This window comes from Planctobacterium sp. AWH2_060 (genome assembly GCF_056158425.1).
Window position 1 is genome coordinate 2,138,615 of record NZ_JBSWTG010000001.1, and the last position, 23,727, is coordinate 2,162,341.

Consider the following 23,727-nt stretch of genomic DNA (forward strand, 5'->3'; position numbering starts at 1 on the left):
AAGTATCTAACTATGACGATTGTGTTTGTATCTTCCGCTAGTGCCCTTCTAACAATATCCTCTCAGCCCGTTCCACCCGGCGAGGCTTACCTGAAATCACAATCACGTCATTAACCTGCAGCTCGATATCTGGGTCTGGTGCCGGAATTTCGGCGTTGTTTCTGCGCAAACCCTTTATTGAAACCCGCATAGTGTCAATTTTCACATCGGACAGGCGTTTACCCACCGCATGGGCATCTGGGGTTAACACTACCGCATGCATAAATTCCAGCTTATCTTGTTTGCCATAAGTCATTTCGGTGGTTTCCCCGGGGAAGAATCCATGCATATGGCGGTAATGCTCTTTGCGCTCCTTGCGTACCCGTTTCAGAATACGTGACATAGGAACACCACACAGATGCAGCACCTGAGATACCAACATCAGACTACCTTCCAGAATCTCTGGCACCACCTGAGATGCCCCAGCCATGTAGAGTTCTTCGAGGTGATAGTCTTTACGGGTACGCACCACCACTGGCAAATCCGGATTCAGCGCCACCACAGATTCAATAACGGCTTTGGCTTTGGCATGTTCATCAAAAGTTAAAATAGCCAGTTTAGCTTTGTCTATCCCTACCGCCCGTAAAATATCTTTGTTTTGCGCATCACCAAAATACACCAGTTCACCAGCAGCACAGCTTTCGTGTACCCGAACAGGATCGGCATCCACAGCAACATAATGTATTGCCTCCACCCGCAGTAGACGACTTACCGACTGCCCAACCCGACCAAAACCAAAAATGATAACGTGATCCTGCAAGGCTTCCTGATTGGGCGAAGGTTGTGTCGGCGTCTCAATTTTTCTCCGGGTCATCCTGGCGACAATTCTGGGACTGTTAGTAACTAACCAGGGAGTGATTGCCATACTTAAAATACCGATACTCATCAAAATTGAAGCATCTTTGGAAGATAATATGTCGTGATTGGTGGCCAGCGCCAAAATAACAAAGCTGAATTCGCCCATTTGACAGAGTTTAATACCCGCCGCCCAGGCATCGTCACCGGACGCCTTAAACAACCAGGCAGAAAAGCGGATCAACACCACTTTTAACACCATCAAAATCAACAGACCAATGAGGATCCAATGAATACTGGTGACAAAGGTATTCAACTCCAGGCGCATACCAATGGTTATAAAGAACAGGCCCATAAAAATGTCTCGGAAGGGCCTGATATCCGCCTCCAACTGATGCTTGTATTGGCTCTCGCCCAACATCATGCCTGCCAGAAACGCGCCCAGAGCCATGGATAAACCGAAGGAATGGGTTAAACCGGCGGCCATTAAAGCCACCAGAATAGTGGTGAGCACAAATAATTCATCAGTACGAGTTTTTGCCACTTCACTAAAGATTCTGGGCAACACCCATTTACCCACCGACAGCAAGATAATAAATACTAATGAACCTTTAAACACCGCTAAAGATATAGCGACCGCCAGATTCTGCTCGCCATCTGCGGCAAACAAGGGAATAACAATCAGGAGGGGGACTACTGCCAAATCCTGGAACAACAGGATACTGACCGACATTTGCGCTCGGGCAGTATTGAGTATGCCCAGCTCACTGGATTGCTTAATAACAATGGCCGTTGATGATAAGGCAGCCATACCACCGATAACAAAAGCAGGAATAGGACCAAAGCCAAATAACAGTGCGAGCCCCATAAACACCAGGGTGGTAACTATCATTTGCCCGAGACCGACACCGAATACCAGATGCCGCATTGCTAACATTTTAGGTAGCGAAAATTCCAATCCCAACGAAAACAACAGAAATACAATGCCTAATTCGGCAAAGAAATGCATTTCCTGCGGATCCTCATAGATCTGCATTAAGTCTGGGCCGGCCACAATGCCACAGGCCAAGTACGCCAGGATAGGCGGCAAGTTCACCCGTTTAAATAACCATACGGCAAAAACTGCCACCACCATCAATAACAAAATGTCGGTAAAACTGCCTTCCATTCCCATTCCGCGGTTTATTTTTAGTTTGGCACGTTGATTGCTTTAACCATAGCAATAACACAGTAAAAGTTGGTTTCGCCAATTTTCTGGCAGGAGAAAAACTTGGAAAATTTAGCCCCGTTCTACGATAACACAATAACTGAAGGCTTTTTCAATATAAACGCTCAGCAAACACACATGAGCGACAAAGAAAAGAATCAGTTACTGCAAGTATTGACGAATAGTCTTGATTTACAAGTACTTGGCAATGTTGTTTATAAAGAATTACAAAGCCGTCTGAATGCCCTGTTTCTCAAAATCCACAGCCCTGTTGGTATTTTTCAGTTCGGTGAACAGGACAAACCTTCAGTTGTCAGAAGCTTCGACCTGACCTCTGGACGAGACGGTAGTACCAAAATTGAATACGGTTTCGTCAGAACCCTGTCACTGCGGGAAAACCAGTTATTAAAAGATATCAACCAGTGTGTTAAGAACCCCATTCGCAACGCCCTGCAATTCTTTCAGATTCAAAAACTGGCACTAAAAGACGGTTTAACCTCTTTGGGTAATCGTCGTCAGTTTGATGAAACCCTGGAAAAGGCCACCAGTAAAGCCCACCGCGAAGGCGATAAAGTTAGTCTGATAATGATGGATCTGGACAAGTTCAAACTGGTTAATGATAAATTTGGTCACAATGAAGGTGATAAAGTACTGATGAGTATTGCCGGAGCCATCAATCAATCTTTGCGCAATTCCGATTACGCCTTCCGTTTCGGTGGCGATGAATTCTGCTGTATCACCACCAACACCGACAAAGCCGCCAATAACCTGATAGTGGAACGAATCCAGGAAGCTGTCGCAGCAGATCCCTTGCTACAAAAACACGGTATCAGTGTCAGTTTTGGTTTGGCCATGTTACAGGCACAGGATGACGAAGCTGAATTTTTTGAGCGCGCTGACAAGGCACTTTACGAAGCAAAGAAAGCGGGCAGAAACTGTGCTAAATGGGCAGTCTGAGCTGACTATTTTTGCCACCGGATGCTAAAAGGGATGTAACCTGGCTGCGGATGCGAAGTACAAACCCGCTCACCGACGGCGAAAATCACCTGCTTACAGCACAAAATCGGCATTGACTGGCGTTGCCAGGGGGGGACTTTCCACTCCTTAAACCACTGTTTAATCGGTTTTGAATGAGCGCTCCCCAAGGGTTTAAAACGTCGGGAAAACTGGCCAAAGGTGGCAGTAAACTCGCCCTTCTCTGGCAAATATACCGTCTGCCCCATTTCTGTGGCTTCACGGCTAATCCACAGCTGCCCCGCATCTCCCGGTAAGATATTCCACTGATTTAACTGCACATTACAGTCTTTGGGTACTGAGTCTTCTTTAAGTGGCAGTAAATACAACAGGTTGTCATATCTTTGACATTGCCAATCGCCCCACTTCACCAGCGGCTGGGCATCAGCTTTAGCCATTACACATTCTTCCAATATTACCTGTAACACCTTTGCAGAGGGCAATGTAGCACCGGAAGCTTTTAGCCAACTCATCAATATCTGCTTTTGCCACAAATGCTCGTAACGAACTAACCCAGAGATGTATAACTGGCCATTCTCTGTGGTTATTTCCTGTCGTTTTTTCGAAACCTGTTGCTGAAACAGATTATTTTGTTCCGCGATATGACTGACTGACCGGCTAATCGTCGTTTCATGTTGTGGCCAGCGCTCGGCTATAAGCGGCAATACCTGATTGCGCAGATAATTGCGTTCAAAATCATCGTTTTGGTTTGATTCATCTTCTACCCAGTTCAAACCCGCAGCTTTGGCTTCTGATTCAATTTCTGTGCGAGATAAATTCAGTAATGGTCGTAACAAATGACTACCCAGCGCATTCACAGAAAACTCCGCCATCGCAGATAACCCTGCCGGACCTGCCCCCCGCAACAATTGCAGCATAAAGGTTTCCACCTGATCACTTTGATGTTGCCCTAATAACACCAGGCTATTTTCCTCACTCACCTCGGCAATGGCTGCGTAGCGCGCCTCTCTGGCAGCGGCTTCAAGCCCCATCCCATCAGCATTTACTTGTACCTGCTTTATGGTCAATGGAATGCCTAACTCATGACAACGAGATTCACAATGTTGTTGCCATTGTCCGGCGTTGTTACTGAGATTGTGATTGACATGAATGGCGCTGATATTAAGTTGCTGCTGCCTGGCAAAGACTGCGGCGTAATGCAGCAGCAAAGAGGAGTCCAAACCGCCACTATAAGCCACCAACAGCACATCATAGGACTTATCTGCGTGTAGATAGCGCTGCAAGACGGTTGCAAACTGTTGATAATGTTTTTGAGATTCAGCCATTCGGAATTGTGCAGAAATAAAAAAGCCGCATTACTGCGGCTTAGTGTAACCTGGATGGCGTCTTAACAATAACCAAAAGACATCAGACGTTGATAACGCTCTTCCAATAATGCCTCTTTAGACAAACTGGTTAATTGCGACAACTGTTGTTTAAGCGTGGCTTTCAGGTTTGCTGCCATGGTGTCGTAATCCCTGTGTGCTCCACCCTGAGGCTCGTTTACTATGGTATTAATCAAACCTAACTCTTTAATTTGTGGTGCAGATACCCCCATCGCTTCCGCAGCTAATGGTGCATTCTCGGCACTTTTCCACAAAATAGAGGCACAGCCCTCAGGAGAAATAACCGAGTAGGTACTGAATTGCAGCATATTCACTCTGTCGCCGACCCCAATCGCCAGTGCGCCACCGGAACCACCTTCACCGATAACAGTACAGATAATTGGCGTCTTTAAACCTGACATCACTTTCAGGTTGCGGGCAATGGCTTCACTTTGACCACGCTCTTCCGCACCAACGCCTGGATAAGCACCGGGAGTATCGATAAAGGTAATAATTGGCAGCTTAAAGCGCTCTGCCATTTCCATCAAACGCAAAGCTTTGCGGTACCCTTCAGGTTTAGGCATACCAAAATTACGCTTAATTTTTTCGTGGGTATCGCGACCTTTCTGGTGACCAATAACCATTACCGGTGTGCCGTCAATTTTCGCCAGACCACCAATAATGGCTTTGTCATCAGCGTAGGCACGATCACCGCATAATTCATCAAAGTCTGTGAATATGCGCGGAATATAATCCAGAGTATAGGGCCGCATAGGGTGTCTGGCTAGTTGTGAAATCTGCCAGGCACCTAAACCAGAGAAGATCTTGTTTGTCAGTTCTGAGCTTTTTTCTCTTAAACGAGTGATTTCCTCTTCCAGGCTGACGTCAAATTCGCCGCCCTGATTAACGGACTTTAGCTCTTCTATTTTTGCCTCAAGTTCAGCAATGGGTTGCTCAAAATCAAGGAAGTGTAAGCTCATTCAAATACCTAATTATTACTTCATTTAATGTATTATTGCGCGCGGTACATGCATACCAGCCAATGATTTAGTGAAAAACCATTTTCACTTTATCCGCACCCAACAGGTTTCTTACTTCGTATAATAACTCATCTTGTGGTGATAAGTACCACTCAGCCCCCAAAGATATGCAAGCTGTAGCATCTTCGTGAATATAACGCAGCTGAACCGGACATATTCCGCCTCGGAAGGGTTCAAATACCCTTTGCAGATGCGCTATTCCTTCGTTTTGACACCACTGCGCATCCACTTCCAGCAACAAATGTTTCAGCTGTTTTTCGCGCGCCTGAATAATATCCTGAGCATGACGGACCGTGATTGTATTGCCCCCGGAGAAATCATCAAAGCTGACCTGTCCGGAAAGCACCAAAACTTTATCCGTTTGCAACATTTCTTCATATTCTTCGAACATATCAGGGAAGAAACGCGCGTCCATTCTGGCACTTTGATCATCCAGAGTAACAATAGCCCAACGACGGCCCTTTTTGTTAACCATAACACGAACGCCGATCACCAGTCCCACAACTTTTGCGACAGAATCACGATCTCCGGGCTTAGCGTCCACCAGACGGCCGCGACAATAATGCTGTAACTCTTCCCGGTACTGATTAATGGGATGGCCGGTTAAATATAGACCTAAAGTCTCTTTTTCCCCATCTAACCATTGCTTTTCTGGCCACTCAGGTACATTGACAAAGGCATTATTAACTTCTTCCGGCTCACTGGTAAGCAAACCAAACATGTCAGCCTGACCATAAGATTCCGCTTTTGCGTGTTGCTCTGCAGCGGCCATCGCTTCTGGTAAGGTGGCCATCAACGAAGCTCTGTGAGGCCCAAGTTCGTCCATGGCACCGGATAAGATGAGTTTTTCCATCACTCGCTTATTGAGCTTTTTAAGATCCACCTTGGCACAAAAATCAAAAATATCAGTAAAGTAGCCCTTTTCTTCGCGAGCCTTAATCAGGGCTTCTATGGGACCTTCCCCGACGCCTTTTACCGCACCGATACCATAAATAATGGTGCCTTCCTGATTTACCGTAAATTTGTATTTCCCGGAGTTAACATCAGGTGGTGAAATCTTAATGCCCATGCGATTGCATTCGTCCACCAGGGTTACGATTTTATCGGTGTTATCCATATCCGCGGACATTACGGCCGCCATAAACTCAGAAGGATAATGGGCTTTTAACCAAAGGGTTTGATAAGACACCAGCGCGTAGGCTGCGGAGTGAGATTTATTAAAGCCGTAACCGGCGAATTTCTCCACCAGGTCGAAAATCTTCATTGCCAGTTCGGGATCGATACCGTTTTCTTTCGCACCATCCTCAAATGAGGCACGCTGCTTGGCCATTTCTTCAGGCTTTTTCTTACCCATGGCCCGGCGCAACAAGTCAGCACCACCCAGACTATAACCGGACATTTCCTGAGCTATCTGCATTACCTGCTCCTGATACAGGATAATGCCATAGGTGGGCTGCAAAATTTCTTCCAAACATTCGTGCTGATATTGGGCATCAGGATAAGATATTTCTTCACGACCATGTTTACGGTCGATAAAGTTATCTACCATGCCGGATTGCAATGGACCCGGTCGGAACAAAGCCACCAGTGCGATAATATCTTCGAAGGTATCAGGCTGCAGACGGTTGATCAGATCTTTCATACCGCGAGATTCCAACTGGAATACCGCCGTCGTTTCGGCCCGCATCAACATGTCGAAACTTTCTCTGTCGTCGAGCGGAATCGCTGATATGTCGACTATATCACCGGAGCGCTCTTTCACCATATCCAGGGCCCATTGGATGATGGTGAGGGTACGTAGTCCCAGGAAGTCGAACTTAACCAGACCGGCTGTTTCTACGTCGTTTTTATCGAATTGAGTAACCGGGAATTTACCTTCCTCGTCGCAATACAGCGGCGCAAAATCGGTAATTTTAGTGGGAGAGATAACCACTCCCCCGGCGTGTTTACCGGCGTTACGCACCACCCCTTCCAGGATGCGGCACATGTCAATCAGATCTTTAACGTCTTCGTCTTCGTCGTAGGCTTCCTGCAGACGCGGCTCCACCTCAAAGGCTTTTGCCAGGGTCATGCCTGGATCACCTGGGATCAATTTGGAGATGCGATCCACAAAGCCATAGGGATGCCCTAAAACCCGGCCCACATCGCGCACTACGGCTTTAGCGGCCATGGTACCAAACGTTATGATCTGGGATACCGCGTCGCGGCCGTACATATCTGCAACGTGATCAATTACCTCATCGCGGCGATCCATACAGAAGTCAACGTCGAAATCCGGCATTGATACCCTTTCCGGGTTGAGGAATCGTTCGAAAAGCAAATCAAATTCCAACGGATCCAAATCGGTGATCTTTAACGCATAAGCTACCAATGAACCCGCACCCGATCCCCGTCCAGGTCCTACCGGAATATTGTGATCCTTACTCCACTGAATAAACTCCATAACGATCAGGAAGTAACCAGGGAATCCCATCTGATTGATTACCTGCAACTCGATTTGTAGACGTTCGTCATATTCCGGGCGTTTTTGAGCACGTACCTCTGGATCAGGAAACAGAAACTCTAATCGCTCTTCCAGACCTTCTTCAGATACTTTTACCAAGTAATCTGCATCCGACAATCCACCGGTGGGGAATTTAGGCAGGAAGTAGGTTCCCAATTGCACCGTGACATTACAGCGTTTGGCTATTTCTACGGTGTTTTCTATGGCTTCCGGAATATCGCTAAACAGCTCCTGCATTTCCTCAGCACTACGCAGATATTGCTGCTCGCTAAAACGCTTCGGACGACGCGGATCTTCCAGGGTATATCCGTCGTGAATACTGACTCGAATATCGTGTGCCGGAAACTCTGACTCTTTGAGAAACACCACCTCATTGGTGGCCACTACAGGCAGCTCCCTCTCATCAGCTAACGCAACAGCCGCGTGTAAATAGTCTTCTTCGCCGGGGCGACCCGTACGTTGCAGCTCAATGTAAAAATGATCTGCAAAGTGCTGCCCATAAAAATCCAGTAGCTGGTTGATTTGTTTGTGATTCTGCTTTTGCAGTGCAAAACCTAATTCACCGTCTTTGGCACCGGAAAGTACAATAATGCCCTCAGCCTGTTCCGCCAGCCAATGGGCATCAATCACTGCCTTGCCCTTGACTGCCCCCCGTTGATAAGCGCGAGAAATCAAAAGCGTGATGTTCTTGTAGCCAGCATTATTAGTCGCTAGCAAAGTGGTGCGAAAAATATCTTCGCCCAACAGAGGATTTTGCAACCAAAAGTCGCAACCAATAATGGGTTTAATGCCATTGCCATGGGCCTGATAATAGTATTTTACCAGGCCACACATATTCATTTGGTCGGTAATTGCCACTGCCGGCATACCAAGCTCAGCAACCCGACCAATGATCTTGGGAATTTTATTCAAACCATCGCACATAGAAAAATCACTATGTACTCTCAGGTGAACGAAAGAAGGGCTACTTTCCTGTGACATTATTTTTCCAGCGTCATTGTGCTAATAATTGTGCCACAGGCTTAAAGCTGCGGCGATGGGCGGCAATAGGCCCAAACTGAGTTAACTTTTCAAGGTGCAACTTAGTAGGATACCCCTTGTGCTGCGCAAAACCAAACTCCGGGAATTGTTGGTCCAGTTCTGCCATTTGGCGATCACGGGTGACTTTCGCCAGAATCGAAGCGGCAGAAATCTCGGGCACCGTTAAATCTCCCTTAACTATCGCCTCTGCAGGCCACTGCCAATCAGGCACCTTATTGCCATCCACTTTAACAAAGTCTGGCACCGTTGTTAGTGCCGCAACCGCTCTGGTCATTGCCAGCATAGTGGCCTGATAAATATTTATCTCATCAATTTCTTCCGGCGTTGCTTCGCCAATAGCCCAGCAAAGTGCCTGCTCTTTGATTAATGGGTAGAGCTTATTTCTTTTAGTTTCAGAGAGTTTTTTAGAATCGGTGAGTCCGGCAATAGGTCGGGCCGGATCTAATATAACTGCGGCGGTGACCACATTGCCTACCAGTGGCCCTCGACCCACTTCATCAACACCAGCAATCAGCAAGACTAGACCTCCAGTTTCAGTAATTTTGCCACCGAATCAGCGGCAGTCTGGTCGGCTCCGCATCGAAGCGACTCATGAATTTTTAAATATTCCTGTTGCAAGCCTGATGGCTCTTGCTCTAACAAAGCCAGAAGTCGCTCTGAGATCAGCTCGGGATTGACGTCAGCTTGCAGCAGTTCAGAAACCAGTTCTTTACCAGCCAGGATATTGGGCAAAGAAAAGAACTTTTGCTTATACATAAAACGCATCATCTGATAGGTCATAGCCTTCAGTTTGTAAGCCACCACCATGGGCCGTTTACACAACAAAGCCTCCAGCGTTGCCGTGCCCGATGCCAACAAAACAGCATTAGAAGCGATCATAACCTGCTGAGAATGACCAAATACGGTACGCACTTTAACGCGCGGCTTTAATGCTTTCAGGCACTCGTCAATTTCAATCTTGCGCTGTTTGTTCACAACCGGTATCAAAACTAATAAATCCGGATGCTTTTGTGCCACTTTTTCGGCACTTTGAATAAAGGTTTCTAGCAGGTTCTTAACTTCACTGGCTCGACTACCCGGTAATACCGCCAATACTTTTTGCTCGGCTTCCACGTCTAGATAATCTCGGGCAGCCTGCCTGTCTACAGCCAAAGGAATTTGATCGGCCAGGGTGTGGCCAACGAATTCCGCCGGAATATTAAACTTTTGGTACACCGCAGGCTCAAACGGAAGGATACAGAACACGTTGTTTGTGGCCCGTGCAATTTTGTGCACCCGACCTTCGCGCCAGGCCCACACGGTCGGGCTGACATAGTGAATGGTTTTAACGCCCTGTTGTTTAAGCTTCATCTCCAGAGTCAGATTAAAATCAGGCGCATCAACACCGATAAATACATCAGGTGGGTTTTCGGTAAAATACTGCAAGACGCTTTTGCGAATATGTAACAGACGACGGATACGTGACAAGACTTCCACTAATCCCATTACCGACAGCTCTTCCATATCAAACAACGACTGACAACCGACGGCCTGCATTCTCGGACCAGCGATGCCTTCGAATACAGCATTAGGATATTTTTTACGAAATGCCGCAATCAGACCTGCGGCTAAGATATCGCCAGAGGTTTCTCCGGCGACAATTCCCACTCTAATGGTTTTATTGGTCATAATAATCGCTTAAAACAGCGTTGAGAGTTGGTGCTTAACGGATAATACCGCGCTCAGAGGATTCCAGAAAATCAGACATGATTTGAACGTCGGGATGTTCCTCAACCATGTCTTTAATCAATTCGACGGCCTCTGCGGCCTTGTTACCCTGACGGTAAATAACCCGATACGCATTTTTGATGGCCCGAATACTTTCAGGGGAAAAGCCACGACGCTTTAATCCTTCGGAGTTGATGCCATGAGGTTTGCCATCATTGCCCAACATGACATACGGCGGTAAATCACGAAGAATGATTGCACCGCCCCCGACAAAAGCGTGAGCACCAATTTTACAAAACTGGTGAATTGCGGTCATGCCTCCTAAAATCGCATAGTCAGCCACATGCACATGCCCGGCTAAAGTACAGTTATTGGCAAAAATAGCCTGATTTCCAATACGTACATCATGAGCAACATGGGCATAAGCCATAAACAGATTGCCGTCACCAATGATGGTTTTGCCTTCGTCCTGCACAGTACCTCTGTGTACCGTAACACTTTCGCGAAAGACATTATTGTCACCAATAATCAACTCTGTAGGTTCACCTGCGTACTTTTTGTCCTGACAGTCTTCACCTATGCTGGCAAACTGAAAAAAATGATTACCTTTGCCAATTTTGCTGGGGCCTTTGATGACCACATGAGAGTTAATAACGCAATCATCACCAATAACCACGTCCGGTCCGATGACAGCAAAAGCACCAATAGCAACATTATTTCCTAAAGAGGCTTTAGGATCGATGACAGCAGTAGGATGGATCACGATTTACATCTTCCTCATTGCACACATGAATTCAGCGCTACAGGCTTCCTGACCACTGACACTGGCATAACCTTTAAATTTCCAGATGCCGCGACGCTCCTTAATGAAGTCTACGTCAAAGTCCAGTCGGTCACCCGGTGTTACCGGTAATTTAAAACGGGCCTTATCGATACCCGCATACAGGTATAAATCGTCGCTGTTTCCGGCACTCTTAAAGCCCAGAATCCCCGCGGCTTGGGCTAATGCTTCCAGAATCATGACGCCCGGAAAAATGGGTTTGCCTGGAAAATGTCCCATAAAACAAGGTTCGTTAAAGGTGATATTTTTATAGGCTTTAATACGTTTACCGACTTCCAGTTCCGTTACTCTGTCTACCAGCAGCATCGGGTAGCGATGCGGCAGCAACGCCATTATTTCTTCGATTTCTACACGTTCAATCACGTCAGTCAAACCACTCATCTCCTGTTCTGACTTTTATCATAGAGCAGCACTGCGGCAGTTAGCAAATCATGTGCTTTAAAATAAAGTGCTCTATTTCTGATGTTTTTCTAATTCTTTTACCCGCTGCGACAATTTTTCAAGATTACGCAAGCCCACCATACTTTTACGCCAGTCTTTATTCGGCATCACGGGGATGCCGGAAGAAAATACGCCTGGCTCCTTGATGTCCTTTGTCACCATTGAGAATCCCGTAAAGGTTACGCCATCTGTTATGTTGATATGGCCATTAATACCCACCATACCGGCAATGATACAATGCTTACCAATGGTGGTACTTCCGGCAATAACAGTACAACCTGCCACCGCAGTATTTTCGCCTATTTCGACGTTATGAGCAATCTGACAAAGGTTATCTATGATAACGCCATCGTGTAATACCGTATCTTCTAATGCTCCGCGATCAACACAGGAGTTCGCCCCTATCTCTACCCTATCACCCAAAATGGCACGACCCAATTGCGGGATCTTGACCCATTTTCCGGCATCATTGGCATAACCAAAACCATCAGAACCAATCACTGCAGAACTTTGAATTAAACAGTCTTCACCGATTACGCAATCATGATAAACAGTAACATTTGCCCATAATTTAGTGCCCTTACCTATGCGAGCACCTTTTCCGATAAAGCAACCAGCACCGATTTGCACATCAGCACCAAGCTCTACGCCGGTTTCGATAACCGCGTTTGCCCCCACAGAGACATTGTTTGCCAGTTTCACATCGGCTGCGATAACCGCAGATTCATGGATGTTCTGTGCAGAGTCCGGCGTGGTGTCCAGTGCCTGTGCCACTTTAGCAAAGCCAAGATAGGCGTTTTTCATCACCAAAGCATTGGTTTGGCAATATTTTGCATCCTCGTCACTGAGAATAACGGCTGAGGCTTTGGTTTCGGATAACTGGGAACGGTATTTGGCATTTGCCAGAAAAGAGATTTGACCTTCAGTAGCGGCGGCTAAGGTGCCAATAGAGGAGACGCTAACAGTCGCATCTCCTCTAACTTCGGCACCAATAATCTCCGCCAACTCGGCCAATGTGTAGCTGAGCATGAGTGGATTCTCAATTAATTGGCAGTTTTGCTAACTTCTTCGATAACTTTTTGCGACACGTTGTATTGCTCATCGATAAAAGCAATGGCACCAGCATTCAAGATAACGTCGTAGTTTTCAGCTTCGGCAACTTTATTGATACCTTGTTGAATCATACCTAACAAGCGATTGCGCTCTTCGTTAGAACGACGCTCAAGATCGCGCTGCAGAGGTTGGGCTTTGGCAACATACTCATCTCTCAAGGTTTTAATTTGTTGTTCCAGCTCGGTGATTTCTTGCTGGCTCATAGTTGCAGTATCGCGCTTTTGCTTTTCCATGTAGTACTGCAGGTCTTTTTCCATGCGGTTAACTTCTTCGATTCTGTCCTTAAATTCAGCATTAATGCTTTGCTGAATAGTCGCCGCCTGAGGAAGGCTTTGAAAAATCGCCTGCACATTGGCTGCACCGATTTTTTGTTGTGCATAGGCGCTACCACTGGCAACAGAGGCGGCTAAAGTCATAGCGACGGCGGTTAGTTTTAATGCTTTCACAGATTACTCCTTAAATTCTTATGCTATTTGTTTTTGCAATTTTAAATACGATTAAAATGTCTGACCAATGTTGAAAGAGAAGAACTTCACTTCATCTCCACTTTGCTCTTTCAGAGCACGAGAGAAACTAAAGACCATTGGTCCCATGGGTGATAACCACTGTACAGACAGGCCGTAGGAGGCACGATACAGTCCCGGATCAGCGAAATCCAATAAACGCTCAGCACTGGTTCCGGTCAATTCCAATCCACTGTAGTCATCAAAGTCAAATTCGGTATCCCAAACGGTACCCACATCCAGGAAAATACTGGAACGTACCTGAGAGTCATATTCTTCACCGATGAAGGGGGTCGGTACAATCAGCTCCACACCACCGACAGCGATAGCATTACCACCGATTGAACGTTCAGTAACAAACAGTGAGTCGGCCAAACTGCCATTGCCCACCGTACTGCCATCCGGACCAGTTTGAGACGTTGTTAACCTTTGAACAGCTCTTGGGCCCACAGTGTTATTCTCAAAACCTCTCAGTGTACCTGAGCCACCTGCGGTAAAGTTTTGGGTGAAAGGTAAGAATTGGTCTTTGCCATTAATATCACCATAACCATTACCATAACCTAAACGCAGACGGGTTAATACAGTCCAGCGTTGATCCTGAGATAACGGGAAGTAAAAACGGGTGTTGAATTCAGCCTTAAAATAATTGGCATCGGAATTCGGTGTAGTCGCCGTTAAAGACAAGGTTTGGTTAGAACCTGCAGTTGGGTACAAACCACGGTTTAATGTACTTCTAATCCAGGCCGCATTCATGACAAACGAGTCGTACTTTATCGGCGCATCTGGATCATTCTGATCCGCAAACAGGTTATAGAAGCGTTTAGTTTGTTCGTATGTGTCGCGCTGCGCCAGCTCTTCGTTTTCATAGGTAATACCAAAGCGCAAACGGTTGTACTCGTTAATGGGGAAACCAAAGGTACCACCAATGCGATAGGTTTTGGTGTTGTATTGCACCAGACCAAAGTCCCCGGCATCTAACTCACTATAAGACAAACTGCCGCCCAGACTAATACCATCAATGGTAAAATAAGGGTCGTTGTAGGTAATCGCCGCCTGACGCTGATAACGGTTAGTGTTGACGTTAAAGCCCACCTGCTTTCCGGTACCCAGGAAGTTATCTTGAGATACACCGGCCTGCAAACTCAAACCTGTGCGGTCACCAAAACCGATGCCAGCATTGAAAGAGCCTGAAGGCTGCTCTTTCAGACTAAAATCAACATCGACCTTGTCTTCTTCACCCGGGATGCGAACCGTTTCAAACTCCACCTCATCCACAAAGTTAAGACGTCTGGAAATATTCGATTTGGATACTTCTAATGCTTGGTTAGACAGGAAGCTACCTTCCATTTGCGTGACTTCACGGCGCAGTACTTCATCCTTAGTGATGTCGTTACCCACAAAATTAATTCGACGTACATAAATACGCTTGCCTGGGTCTACTGCAATAGTCAGCTTTACGGTTTTATCTTCTTCGTTAATATCGGGAATAGTGGTTACTGTGGGATAAGCATAACCAAAGCGGCCTAAGTACTTACTAATAAACTCTTCGCTATAGGTCACCAACGCCTGGTTGTACAGAGTGTCGCTTTTTAGGGGCAATAAGGCACGTATAGTGTCGCCGTGACCTAACAAATCACCGGTCACTTCGATATCAGAAATATTAAACTGTTCACCCTCGGTCACATTGATCGCAACATAGATACCTTTTTTGTCGGGTGTCATTGAAACCTGGGTAGAGTCCACATTGAACTGCAGATAACCTCTGTCCAGATAGTAACTGCGCAGGGTTTCCATATCCCCTTCAAGAGTTTGTTTCTGATAGCGGGTTTCCGCAAGGATATCCCACCAGGCAGCATCAAAGCCCAGTTCAAAGCCTTCCAGTAACTCAGCATCACTAAACAATTCGTTGCCCACGATGTTGATCTGAGCAATCTTAGCAGCGTCGCCTTCTTCGAACAGGAATTTTAAATCCACACGGTTACGAGGCAAGGGCGTGACAATGGCGGAAACGTCGGCATTGTATTTACCCACGCTGTAGTAGAAGTCTTTCAGACCGCTTTCCAGACCAGTCAATACCGTGCGATCTAAAGGTTCACCAATTCGGATGTTACTGCCGTCCAGACTTTCCTGCAGCTGTTCATCTTTAATATCATCATTACCTTCGAAAATGATATTACTGATGGTGGGCCTTTCTTTCACACGCACCACTAAAGTATTGCCATCGCGCAATACTTTAATGCTCTCAAAATGAGTAGAAGAATAGAGCGATTTAATAACCTGAGCGATCCGAAAACCATTCATGCTGTCGCCCACTTTTACCGGCATATAGGTAAGCGCAGCACCTAAAGCAACCCTTTGCAAACCTTCAATTTTAATATCATCGATGACGAATTCTTTGGCTGTATTTGCACTCACTGCACCTGTGCAAAACATCACAAGCAATGCAAAAAGTATCTGATTCAACTTCATTTATTTATATTCTTCCTGACTGAAACTTATTCAGCATTGTTAAAAAAAGCGCGCCTGCTATAAACGCCCGATGTCGTTTACAATTGCCACTGCCATCAACATAAAGAGTAAAATCCCACCTATGCGAAACCCGACTTCCTGAACAGATTCAGGAACCGGTTTTCCGGTCACCAGCTCAATAAAATAATAAAGCAGGTGTCCACCGTCGAGGACGGGTAATGGAAGCAGGTTAATGATCCCTAAATTCACGCTTATCAGCGCTAAAAAGCTCAGGAAATACACCAAACCATATCCGGCGCTGGCGCCTGCTCCCTGAGCAATAGAAATTGGGCCACTTAAATTCTTAACCGACACATCACCGGTTAATAATTTGCCTATCATCTCGACGCTCAATGTCATTAAGCGCCATGTATTATCCATAGCAGCCCCCATGGCTGCAACCAATCCATATTGATGGTTAAATATATACTCTTCAGGCCAGGGTTCTTGTTGAGGCACCACACCGAGATAGCCAACTTCAGGATTATCTTCACGATAGCCCACCTGCACCATCACCGGCACTTCGCGGCCCTCTCTGAGTACCATAACACCTACCGTATCACCACCACGGCCGGTGAGATACTCCCCTATTTGTTCCCATTTATCGATGGGAGTTCCATCAATACTTAAAATTTTGTCATCTTTTTGTATTCCGGCACGCTCAGCCGGTGAATCTTTAGCCACTAATCCCAATGTAGTGGTAATTGCAGGCCTAAAGGGTTCAATCCCCAAAGAACGAATTGCCGATTGAGTTTCCGGATCAAATTGCCAGCTTGACAGATCCAACTGATAACGCTTTTCTGACATATTAGAAGCGGTATAGGTACCCACTTCCATTGATTGCTTACCGATATGAGATACCAGCTCAAGATTGATGCTATTCCAGTCTTTTACTTCGCGATCACCAATGCGGTTAATCTGCGTATCAGCGGGTAAGCCAGCCTGTTCAGCAATACTACCAGGCGTCACATTTCCTATCACCGGGCGTACTGTTTCAACCCCCATCAAATACATCAGGTAAAGGGCGAAGATGGCAAAAATAAAGTTAGTCAGAGGGCCAGCGGCAATAATGGCAATGCGTTTTAATACGTGTTGACTATTAAAGGTCACATTCTGATCTTGCTCGGAGACATCATCAACGCGACTATCCAACATGCGTACATAGCCACCCAGGGGAATCATGGCCACTACATATTCAGTGCCCTTCTTATCATGTGTGCGCCACAGTGGCTTGCCAAATCCGACGGAAAACCTGAGCACTTTTACACCACAAAGCCGGGCAACGTAAAAATGCCCCCATTCGTGAACGGCCACCAAGATACCCAGGGCAACAATAAAGGCGGTCAGGTTTTGCAAGAAATCCAGCATTAACGCAATGTCTCCAAATAACGGGTCGCAAACAAGCGACTATGTTTATCACACTCAAGGATATCTGCAAGTGATGACAAGGGGTTGTCAGGGGTTTGCTCAACCGTGGCCAGACAGAGTTTAAAAATATCGGTGTAGCGAAGCTGCTTAGCCAAAAACGCCGATACAGCTATCTCATTGGCGGCATTCAGGGCCGTTGTAGCTGCCTGTCCCTTAAAAGCACAATCAATCGCCAACTTTAGACAGGGGAAACGCGCAAAATCAGGTTTCATAAATTGCAGATCCGTCAATTGCGCAAAATCCAGCGATGACACACCAGATTCAATGCGTTCAGGCCAGGATAAAGTATGCGCAATCGGTGTTCTCATGTCCGGTTGCCCCATTTGAGCCAGCACCGAACCATCAGTGTATTGCACCATTGAATGCACAATGCTCTGAGGGTGAATGACCACCTCGATTTCCTCACCACTGACCCCGAACAAATAGCAAGCTTCGATAAATTCCAAGCCCTTGTTCATCATGGTGGCAGAATCAACTGATATCTTTTGCCCCATAGACCAGTTTGGGTGCTTACAGGCTTGTTCCGGAGTAATAGCATCGAAAGTATCCAGGTCCCGGTTTAAAAACGGCCCACCTGAGCCAGTCAGCAAAATTTTGCGGATGGACTTTTGACAATAGCCGCTTTGCGGTAGGCACTGAAAAATCGCATTGTGTTCACTGTCTACCGGTAATAATAGCGCGCCGCTTTGTTGTACTGCATCCATAAACAGATTACCAGACATAACCAGTGACTCTTTATTGGCCAGCAATACTCTTTTTCCGGCTTGCACCGCAGCGTGTGTGGGTAACAAGCCAGCGGCACCGACGATAGCCGCCATCACCACCTGAACTTCGTCATCTGATGCGATCATGCAAAGAGCGTCATTTCCCAGATGTACCTGACAGGATAACCCGGTCTCTTCACAATAAGCTTGCAATTTGGGGTAATCAGCTTTGCTGCTGGTAACCAGGTGCTTTGGCCGATGTGTTTGAGCCAATTCCACCAGCTCTTTGACTCTGGAGTGACAACTCAACGCAAAAACCTTGTATTTCTCAGGATGACGTGCCACCACATCAAGGGTGCTCAGCCCTATTGAGCCGGTTGCACCTAACACGGTGATATTTTGAATTGGATCTGATTTGCTCATGGTAATGAATTCAGCTTACGCCATCCACATGACATAACATAAGGCAAAAACAGGAAAGGCCGCAGTTAAACTATCGATCCGATCCAAAATTCCACCATGACCTGGCAACAAATTACCACTGTCTTTACAACCAGCGCAACGCTTGAACATACTCTCGTTGAGATCACCCAGCGCGCTGACAGCCACTGTCAGGCCGCCCACCAGGACGTGTAACCAGATACGGGATGGGTCTACGTGATAATGCATTGCGGCAAATGCAATGATGGCAAACGAAGCACCTACGCCACCCAGCAAGCCCTCAATGGTTTTTCCAGGTGAAACATTGGGTCTGAGTTTATGGCGTCCAAATTTAACACCAACAAAAAAGGCGCCTACATCAGCAGCCCAAACAATGCCTAAAACGTAAAAAATCAGAGACGCACCATAGAGCGGATCGACGTCGAACAGGCTGGTGCGCAAGACCACCACGGCAACCCAGGTGGGGATCAGAGTTAATAACCCAAAAATACCTCGCAACAGCACACTAGAGCGCCATACCAGGCTGTATCTTGGATAGGCAATGATTAAAAACAGAGATAACGCCCACCAGACCCCGGCTGCGATAAGAATATTTTTATATAGGGGAACCAGTTCCCCTTGCACCCATACGGCATCCACCGGCACCACAAAACTCAGTGCAATGCAAAGGCCCGCTACAATGGCGGTGTAAATTGATTTCAATAAGGGAATAGTGAGACCGGTCAGATTGGCCCACTCCCAGGCCCCAAGAGCAATTACTGCAGCAAAAACCAGTTCAAATCCCCGGATTGGCAAAAATAATATTGCACAAAGTGCAAGTGGAGCCAATATCAGGGCAGTGATAATTCGTTGTTTCAACATAACCTGCAGTTCCTAACTCTGGCTCTCAATTTGTTCACCCGTCATACCAAATCGACGCTGCCTGCCAGCAAACTCGGTTACCGCCTTGGCGAATTCGGCATCATCAAAATCCGGCCACAACGTGGGGGTAAAATACAACTCAGCATAGGCTAATTGCCATATTAAGAAATTGGAAATTCGCTGTTCGCCGCCGGTGCGAATAAGTAAATCCACCTCGGGTAGATCCACCAATTGAATATGCTTATGAAGATCGGCTTCGGTTATCTGGTTGATATCGCCGTTTTGTGCTGCAATTTCCTGGTAAAGCGCTTTGCAGGCGTTACTAATATCCCATTTTCCACCGTAATTAGCGGCGATATTTAATACCATCGCAGTATTGTCGGTAGTCAGCGCTTCAGCTTCCTGGATCTTAGCGAATAGTTTTTTATCAAAGCGGCTAAGGTCCCCAATAACCTGCAACTTAACGTTGTTCTTGTTGAGCTTTTTGGCTTCACTGCCTAAAGCCCAGACGAATAACTCCATCAGGGCCTTAACTTCATCTGCCGGGCGCAACCAGTTTTCACTGCTAAAGGCAAACAGAGTCAGGGCTTTGATGTTGTTTTTGAGACAATAACCCACCGCTGAGCGTACCGCTTCAGCGCCGGCTTTATGTCCAAAAGTTCGAAGCTTACCTTTTTGTTTGGCCCAACGCCCGTTGCCATCCATAATAATGGCAACGTGTTGCGGCATTAAGCCATTGGATTGATTTAGATCTGCCATTAAGCCAGCTTCTAAATTTCCATTAATTCAGCTTCTTTGGTTTTCAGCAGCTCATCAACTTGTTTTACAAAACGGTCGGTAGCTTGCTGAATATTGTCTTCTGCTGCGCGGGCTTCATCTTCAGAAATTTCTTTTTCTTTCAAAAGGTCTTTCACGTCACCATTGGCATCACGACGGATATTGCGAATACTGATACGGCCCTGCTCTGCCTCTCCTCGTACAACTTTAATGAGGTCTTTACGGCGCTCTTCCGTTAGAGGCGGCAGAGGAATACGCATAGTGGTACCGGCAGAGATAGGGTTCAGTCCCAAATCAGATTGTAAAATGCCTTTTTCAACCGCCTGAATCGCGCTTTTATCGAACACAGTCAGTGCCAGTGTACGCGAATCTTCTACCACTACGTTGGCCAATTGACGTAAAGGTGTCGCGGCACCGTAATAAGACACCATCACATTGTCCAACAAGCTTGGATGTGCACGACCAGTTCTGATTTTACTGAAGTTTACCTTTAGCGCAGCAATACTTTTTTCCATTCGCTCTTTTGCATCTGCAAAAATTTCATCAATCATTTTATTAACCTTAACTATTTTAGTTGTTATCTATCAACGTACCTTCGTCTTCACCCATAACCACAGCTTTCAGACAGCCGGTTTTATTCATGTTGAAGACTTTAATCGGAATATTGTGATCTCGCGCCAGTGTAAACGCCGCCAAATCCATAACTTTTAATTCTTTTTCCAGCACTTCGCTGTAATTCAGGTGCTTGTGCAGAACCGCTTCGGGATTCTTATTGGGATCGTCATTATAGACGCCATCGACCTTGGTGCCTTTTAATACGACATCGGCTTCGATTTCAATGCCGCGTAAACAGGCCGCCGAATCAGTAGTAAAGAACGGATTTCCCGTGCCTGCAGAAAAGATGACCACTCGACCGGATTTCAACAGACTGATGGCTTCAGTCCAGTTGTAGGCATCACAAACGCCATTGAGAGGGATAGCAGACATTAAACGGGCATTCACAAATGCGCGATGCAAGGCGTCCCGCATTGCCAGGCCATTCATTACCGTGGCCAGCATTCCCATGTGATCGCCCACCACCCGGTTCATACCGGCTTTGGCCAGTCCTTCACCGCGAAACAGATTACCGCCGCCAATCACCAGTCCAACCTGGATACCCAGTTCCACCAGCTCTTTAATTTCCGCGGCCATGCGGTCCAGAACCTTGGCGTCGATCCCAAAGGACTCGTTGCCCATCAGGGCTTCACCACTTAATTTTAACAGTATTCTTCGATAGGCTGGTTTAGAGCTGATACTCATGAAAATTTCTCATCCTCAATGATTGTCAGGGGATTGGGGAACAAAAACCGTTTCAGTACAGTTTACAGAAGCGCTGCGCAACTGCCGCTGGCACACTGTAAAAACATTGTACTTAAAAAAAAGCACCTCTTTTGAGGTGCCTGTAGTTTATATGACAATGCTTTAATGCAAAAGCTTTTGTCAGATTTATTTACAAACAGCTTACTGCTTAGCAGCCGCCATTTGTGCCTGAACTTCAGCTGCGAAGTCTTCGGTCTTCTTCTCGATACCTTCACCAACTTCAAAACGGATGAAGTTGATAACGTCTGCACTGTTGTCTTTCAGCAACTGACCAACGCTCATGGAAGGATCTTTAACAAAAGGCTGACCAGTCAGGCTGATTTCGCCAGTGAATTTCTTCATGCGGCCCATAACCATTTTTTCTGCGATTTCAGCAGGCTTGCCGCTTTGCATCGCGATGTCGATTTGGATCGCTTTTTCTTTCTCAACAACGTCAGCCGGTACATCGTCAGGCTTAACGAATTGTGGGCTGCTGGCAGCAACGTGCATAGCTACGTCTTTAGACAAATCTTCTGAACCACCAGTTAACACCGCGATTACACCGATACGTGCACCGTGAACATATGCGCCCAGGTTGTCACCTTCAACAGTTACAACACGACGTACGTTGATGTTTTCACCAATTTTTGCAACCAGAGTATCACGCAGATCAGAAACCGCAGCACCGTCAATTTCAGATGCATTCAGAGTTTCAACGTCACTGATCTTATTAGCCGCAGCGAATGCAACCAATTTGTTACCGAACGCCAGGAAGCTTTCGTCACGCGCTACGAAGTCAGTTTCGCAGTTCAGTTCCATCATAGTGGCAACACCGGCATTAACAGAAGTCAGGATCACACCTTCTGCAGCAATACGACCCGCTTTCTTAGCCGCTTTTGCCTGACCAGATTTGCGCATGTTCTCGATCGCCGCTTCGATGTCACCATCAGTCGCTTGCAATGCTTTTTTACAATCCAGCATACCGGCGCCGGTACGCTCGCGAAGTTCTTTTACTTGAGCAGCAGTTACAGCCATCTGTATATCCTCAGGAATAAGTTTTAAATTTCATCGTAGAAACAAGACCAGATATCGGTCTCATTTTAAAAATATGGGGTAAATTCTATTTACCAGATTATTTTAAAACAGGGGCATAGCCCCTGTTTTCATCAAGTCTTACACTTGTAACATGCATTTATGAATGCTGTGTTAAATCTTACTCAGCAGCTTCAACGAAATCGTCGTTTTCAGCAATTGCTTCAAGATTTTGCTCACGACCTTCAAGAGTCGCATCAGCAGCAGCGTTCAAATACAGCTGAACTGCACGGATCGCATCGTCGTTACCAGGGATGATGTAATCAATACCATCTGGATCAGTGTTAGTATCAACAACAGAAACCACAGGAATACCCAAGCTACGCGCTTCCGCAATAGCAATGTGCTCGTGGCTAGCGTCAATAACAAACAGACAATCTGGTAAACCGCCCATGTCTTTGATACCACCCAGGCTGCTTTCCAGCTTTTCCATTTCACGAGTCAGCATCAATACTTCTTTCTTAGTCAGCTTTTCGAAAGTACCGTCTTGAGACTGTTGCTCAAGATCTTTCAGACGCTTGATTGACTGACGAACTGTTTTCCAGTTAGTCAACATACCACCTAACCAACGCTTGTTTACGTAGTATTGGTCGCATTTCAATGCAGCTTCTTTTACAGCTTCGCCAGCAGCGCGCTTAGTACCTACGAAAAGGATTTTACCTTTACGAGCAGAAACAGAAGACAAGTAAGACAATGCATCATTGAACAGAGGAACTGTTTTTTCCAGGTTAATGATGTGAACTTTGTTACGAGCGCCAAAAATGAAAGGCTTCATTTTTGGGTTCCAGTAGCGAGTTTGGTGACCGAAGTGAACACCAGCTTGCAGCATGTCACGCATAGACACGTTTGCCATAATAAATTTCCTCAATTGGGGTTAGGCCTCCATACATCCCAATTTTCGATCCTGTTTCCCGTGAGAAAAGCCAGACACCCCGAAAACCGTGTCGATGTATGTGTGTTTTAAATAAAATTATACGCTGCAACACAACCCAGAAATTGGGTTCATGTT

Annotated in this window: 20 protein-coding genes; 1 reads left to right on the forward strand and 19 read right to left on the reverse strand. The window is 46.3% G+C overall.

The genetic code is table 11. The features are described from left to right. Positions 1-37: 37 nt before the first annotated feature. A complete protein-coding gene (locus ACXAD8_RS09095; protein ID WP_475227521.1) occupies positions 38-2,002 on the reverse strand; it encodes a monovalent cation:proton antiporter family protein in 1,965 nt (654 codons plus the stop codon). 102 nt (positions 2,003-2,104) lie between these two features. Between ACXAD8_RS09095 and ACXAD8_RS09100 the strand changes: the two genes are divergently transcribed. After that, entirely contained in the window at positions 2,105-2,998 is an 894-nt protein-coding gene (locus ACXAD8_RS09100; RefSeq protein ID WP_475227523.1) for a GGDEF domain-containing protein, read from the forward strand. Positions 2,999-3,003: 5 nt separating this feature from the next. On the opposite strand, the gene tilS is transcribed toward ACXAD8_RS09100, so the two are convergent. From tilS to rpsB, 18 genes are all read right to left on the reverse strand, one after another. After that, positions 3,004-4,341, reverse strand: coding sequence for a tRNA lysidine(34) synthetase TilS (gene tilS / locus ACXAD8_RS09105; protein ID WP_475227526.1), 1,338 nt, complete (start codon positions 4,339-4,341; stop codon positions 3,004-3,006). 62 nt (positions 4,342-4,403) lie between these two features. Further along, on the reverse strand, positions 4,404-5,360 hold the full coding sequence (gene accA / locus ACXAD8_RS09110; protein ID WP_475227528.1) for an acetyl-CoA carboxylase carboxyl transferase subunit alpha: 957 nt from the start codon (positions 5,358-5,360) through the stop codon (positions 4,404-4,406). Between the two features lie 67 nt (positions 5,361-5,427). Beyond that, positions 5,428-8,904 carry a DNA polymerase III subunit alpha gene (gene dnaE, locus ACXAD8_RS09115; RefSeq protein WP_475227530.1) on the reverse strand — a complete coding sequence of 1,159 codons (3,477 nt, stop codon included), beginning with the start codon at positions 8,902-8,904 and terminating at the stop codon, positions 5,428-5,430. 13 nt (positions 8,905-8,917) lie between these two features. Next, the gene (gene rnhB / locus ACXAD8_RS09120) at positions 8,918-9,481 is read right to left on the reverse strand and encodes a ribonuclease HII (RefSeq protein ID WP_475227532.1); all 564 of its coding nucleotides are present in this window, start codon (positions 9,479-9,481) and stop codon (positions 8,918-8,920) included. 2 nt (positions 9,482-9,483) lie between these two features. Continuing rightward, positions 9,484-10,632 carry a lipid-A-disaccharide synthase gene (gene lpxB / locus ACXAD8_RS09125; protein WP_475227535.1) on the reverse strand — a complete coding sequence of 383 codons (1,149 nt, stop codon included), beginning with the start codon at positions 10,630-10,632 and terminating at the stop codon, positions 9,484-9,486. A gap of 34 nt (positions 10,633-10,666) precedes the next feature. Continuing rightward, a complete protein-coding gene (gene lpxA / locus ACXAD8_RS09130) occupies positions 10,667-11,434 on the reverse strand; it encodes an acyl-ACP--UDP-N-acetylglucosamine O-acyltransferase (protein ID WP_475227537.1) in 768 nt (255 codons plus the stop codon). 3 nt (positions 11,435-11,437) lie between these two features. Next, the gene (gene fabZ, locus ACXAD8_RS09135; protein ID WP_475227539.1) at positions 11,438-11,893 is read right to left on the reverse strand and encodes a 3-hydroxyacyl-ACP dehydratase FabZ; all 456 of its coding nucleotides are present in this window, start codon (positions 11,891-11,893) and stop codon (positions 11,438-11,440) included. Between the two features lie 72 nt (positions 11,894-11,965). Next, a complete protein-coding gene (gene lpxD, locus ACXAD8_RS09140) occupies positions 11,966-12,982 on the reverse strand; it encodes a UDP-3-O-(3-hydroxymyristoyl)glucosamine N-acyltransferase (RefSeq protein WP_475227542.1) in 1,017 nt (338 codons plus the stop codon). Between the two features lie 14 nt (positions 12,983-12,996). Beyond that, a complete protein-coding gene (locus ACXAD8_RS09145; RefSeq protein ID WP_475227544.1) occupies positions 12,997-13,512 on the reverse strand; it encodes an OmpH/Skp family outer membrane protein in 516 nt (171 codons plus the stop codon). A 51-nt stretch (positions 13,513-13,563) separates the two neighbouring features. Further along, entirely contained in the window at positions 13,564-16,038 is a 2,475-nt protein-coding gene (bamA, locus tag ACXAD8_RS09150; RefSeq protein ID WP_475227545.1) for an outer membrane protein assembly factor BamA, read from the reverse strand. Between the two features lie 57 nt (positions 16,039-16,095). Continuing rightward, on the reverse strand, positions 16,096-17,445 hold the full coding sequence (gene rseP / locus ACXAD8_RS09155) for a sigma E protease regulator RseP (RefSeq protein ID WP_475227546.1): 1,350 nt from the start codon (positions 17,443-17,445) through the stop codon (positions 16,096-16,098). Further along, entirely contained in the window at positions 17,445-18,614 is a 1,170-nt protein-coding gene (ispC, locus tag ACXAD8_RS09160; RefSeq protein WP_475232926.1) for a 1-deoxy-D-xylulose-5-phosphate reductoisomerase, read from the reverse strand. The genes rseP and ispC overlap by 1 nt, the downstream gene beginning before the upstream one ends. Positions 18,615-18,647: 33 nt before the next feature. Beyond that, a complete protein-coding gene (locus ACXAD8_RS09165; protein WP_475227549.1) occupies positions 18,648-19,511 on the reverse strand; it encodes a phosphatidate cytidylyltransferase in 864 nt (287 codons plus the stop codon). A gap of 12 nt (positions 19,512-19,523) precedes the next feature. Next, positions 19,524-20,270, reverse strand: coding sequence for a polyprenyl diphosphate synthase (uppS, locus tag ACXAD8_RS09170; protein ID WP_475227551.1), 747 nt, complete (start codon positions 20,268-20,270; stop codon positions 19,524-19,526). Between the two features lie 11 nt (positions 20,271-20,281). Then, positions 20,282-20,839 carry a ribosome recycling factor gene (gene frr / locus ACXAD8_RS09175; protein ID WP_475227553.1) on the reverse strand — a complete coding sequence of 186 codons (558 nt, stop codon included), beginning with the start codon at positions 20,837-20,839 and terminating at the stop codon, positions 20,282-20,284. A gap of 19 nt (positions 20,840-20,858) precedes the next feature. Further along, entirely contained in the window at positions 20,859-21,587 is a 729-nt protein-coding gene (pyrH, locus tag ACXAD8_RS09180; protein WP_229529298.1) for a UMP kinase, read from the reverse strand. Positions 21,588-21,788: 201 nt separating this feature from the next. Continuing rightward, the gene (gene tsf, locus ACXAD8_RS09185; protein WP_475227556.1) at positions 21,789-22,661 is read right to left on the reverse strand and encodes a translation elongation factor Ts; all 873 of its coding nucleotides are present in this window, start codon (positions 22,659-22,661) and stop codon (positions 21,789-21,791) included. 178 nt (positions 22,662-22,839) lie between these two features. Then, positions 22,840-23,571 (reverse strand): 30S ribosomal protein S2, encoded by a 732-nt coding sequence (rpsB, locus tag ACXAD8_RS09190; protein ID WP_475227558.1) that lies wholly within the window; start codon positions 23,569-23,571, stop codon positions 22,840-22,842. Positions 23,572-23,727: the final 156 nt, after the last annotated feature.

Excerpts from the sequence above, each read along its gene's own strand:
- ACXAD8_RS09095 (WP_475227521.1), bottom strand. The coding sequence starts at position 2,002 with ATGGAAGGCAGTTTTACCGACATTTTGTTATTGATGGTGGTGGCAGTT.
- tilS (WP_475227526.1), bottom strand. The coding sequence starts at position 4,341 with ATGGCTGAATCTCAAAAACATTATCAACAGTTTGCAACCGTCTTGCAG.
- accA (WP_475227528.1), bottom strand. The coding sequence starts at position 5,360 with ATGAGCTTACACTTCCTTGATTTTGAGCAACCCATTGCTGAACTTGAG.
- dnaE (WP_475227530.1), bottom strand. The coding sequence starts at position 8,904 with ATGTCACAGGAAAGTAGCCCTTCTTTCGTTCACCTGAGAGTACATAGT.
- lpxB (WP_475227535.1), bottom strand. The coding sequence starts at position 10,632 with ATGACCAATAAAACCATTAGAGTGGGAATTGTCGCCGGAGAAACCTCT.
- fabZ (WP_475227539.1), bottom strand. The coding sequence starts at position 11,893 with ATGAGTGGTTTGACTGACGTGATTGAACGTGTAGAAATCGAAGAAATA.
- lpxD (WP_475227542.1), bottom strand. The coding sequence starts at position 12,982 with ATGCTCAGCTACACATTGGCCGAGTTGGCGGAGATTATTGGTGCCGAA.
- bamA (WP_475227545.1), bottom strand. The coding sequence starts at position 16,038 with ATGAAGTTGAATCAGATACTTTTTGCATTGCTTGTGATGTTTTGCACA.
- rseP (WP_475227546.1), bottom strand. The coding sequence starts at position 17,445 with ATGCTGGATTTCTTGCAAAACCTGACCGCCTTTATTGTTGCCCTGGGT.
- ACXAD8_RS09165 (WP_475227549.1), bottom strand. The coding sequence starts at position 19,511 with ATGTTGAAACAACGAATTATCACTGCCCTGATATTGGCTCCACTTGCA.
- uppS (WP_475227551.1), bottom strand. The coding sequence starts at position 20,270 with ATGGCAGATCTAAATCAATCCAATGGCTTAATGCCGCAACACGTTGCC.
- frr (WP_475227553.1), bottom strand. The coding sequence starts at position 20,839 with ATGATTGATGAAATTTTTGCAGATGCAAAAGAGCGAATGGAAAAAAGT.
- pyrH (WP_229529298.1), bottom strand. The coding sequence starts at position 21,587 with ATGAGTATCAGCTCTAAACCAGCCTATCGAAGAATACTGTTAAAATTA.
- tsf (WP_475227556.1), bottom strand. The coding sequence starts at position 22,661 with ATGGCTGTAACTGCTGCTCAAGTAAAAGAACTTCGCGAGCGTACCGGC.
- rpsB (WP_475227558.1), bottom strand. The coding sequence starts at position 23,571 with ATGGCAAACGTGTCTATGCGTGACATGCTGCAAGCTGGTGTTCACTTC.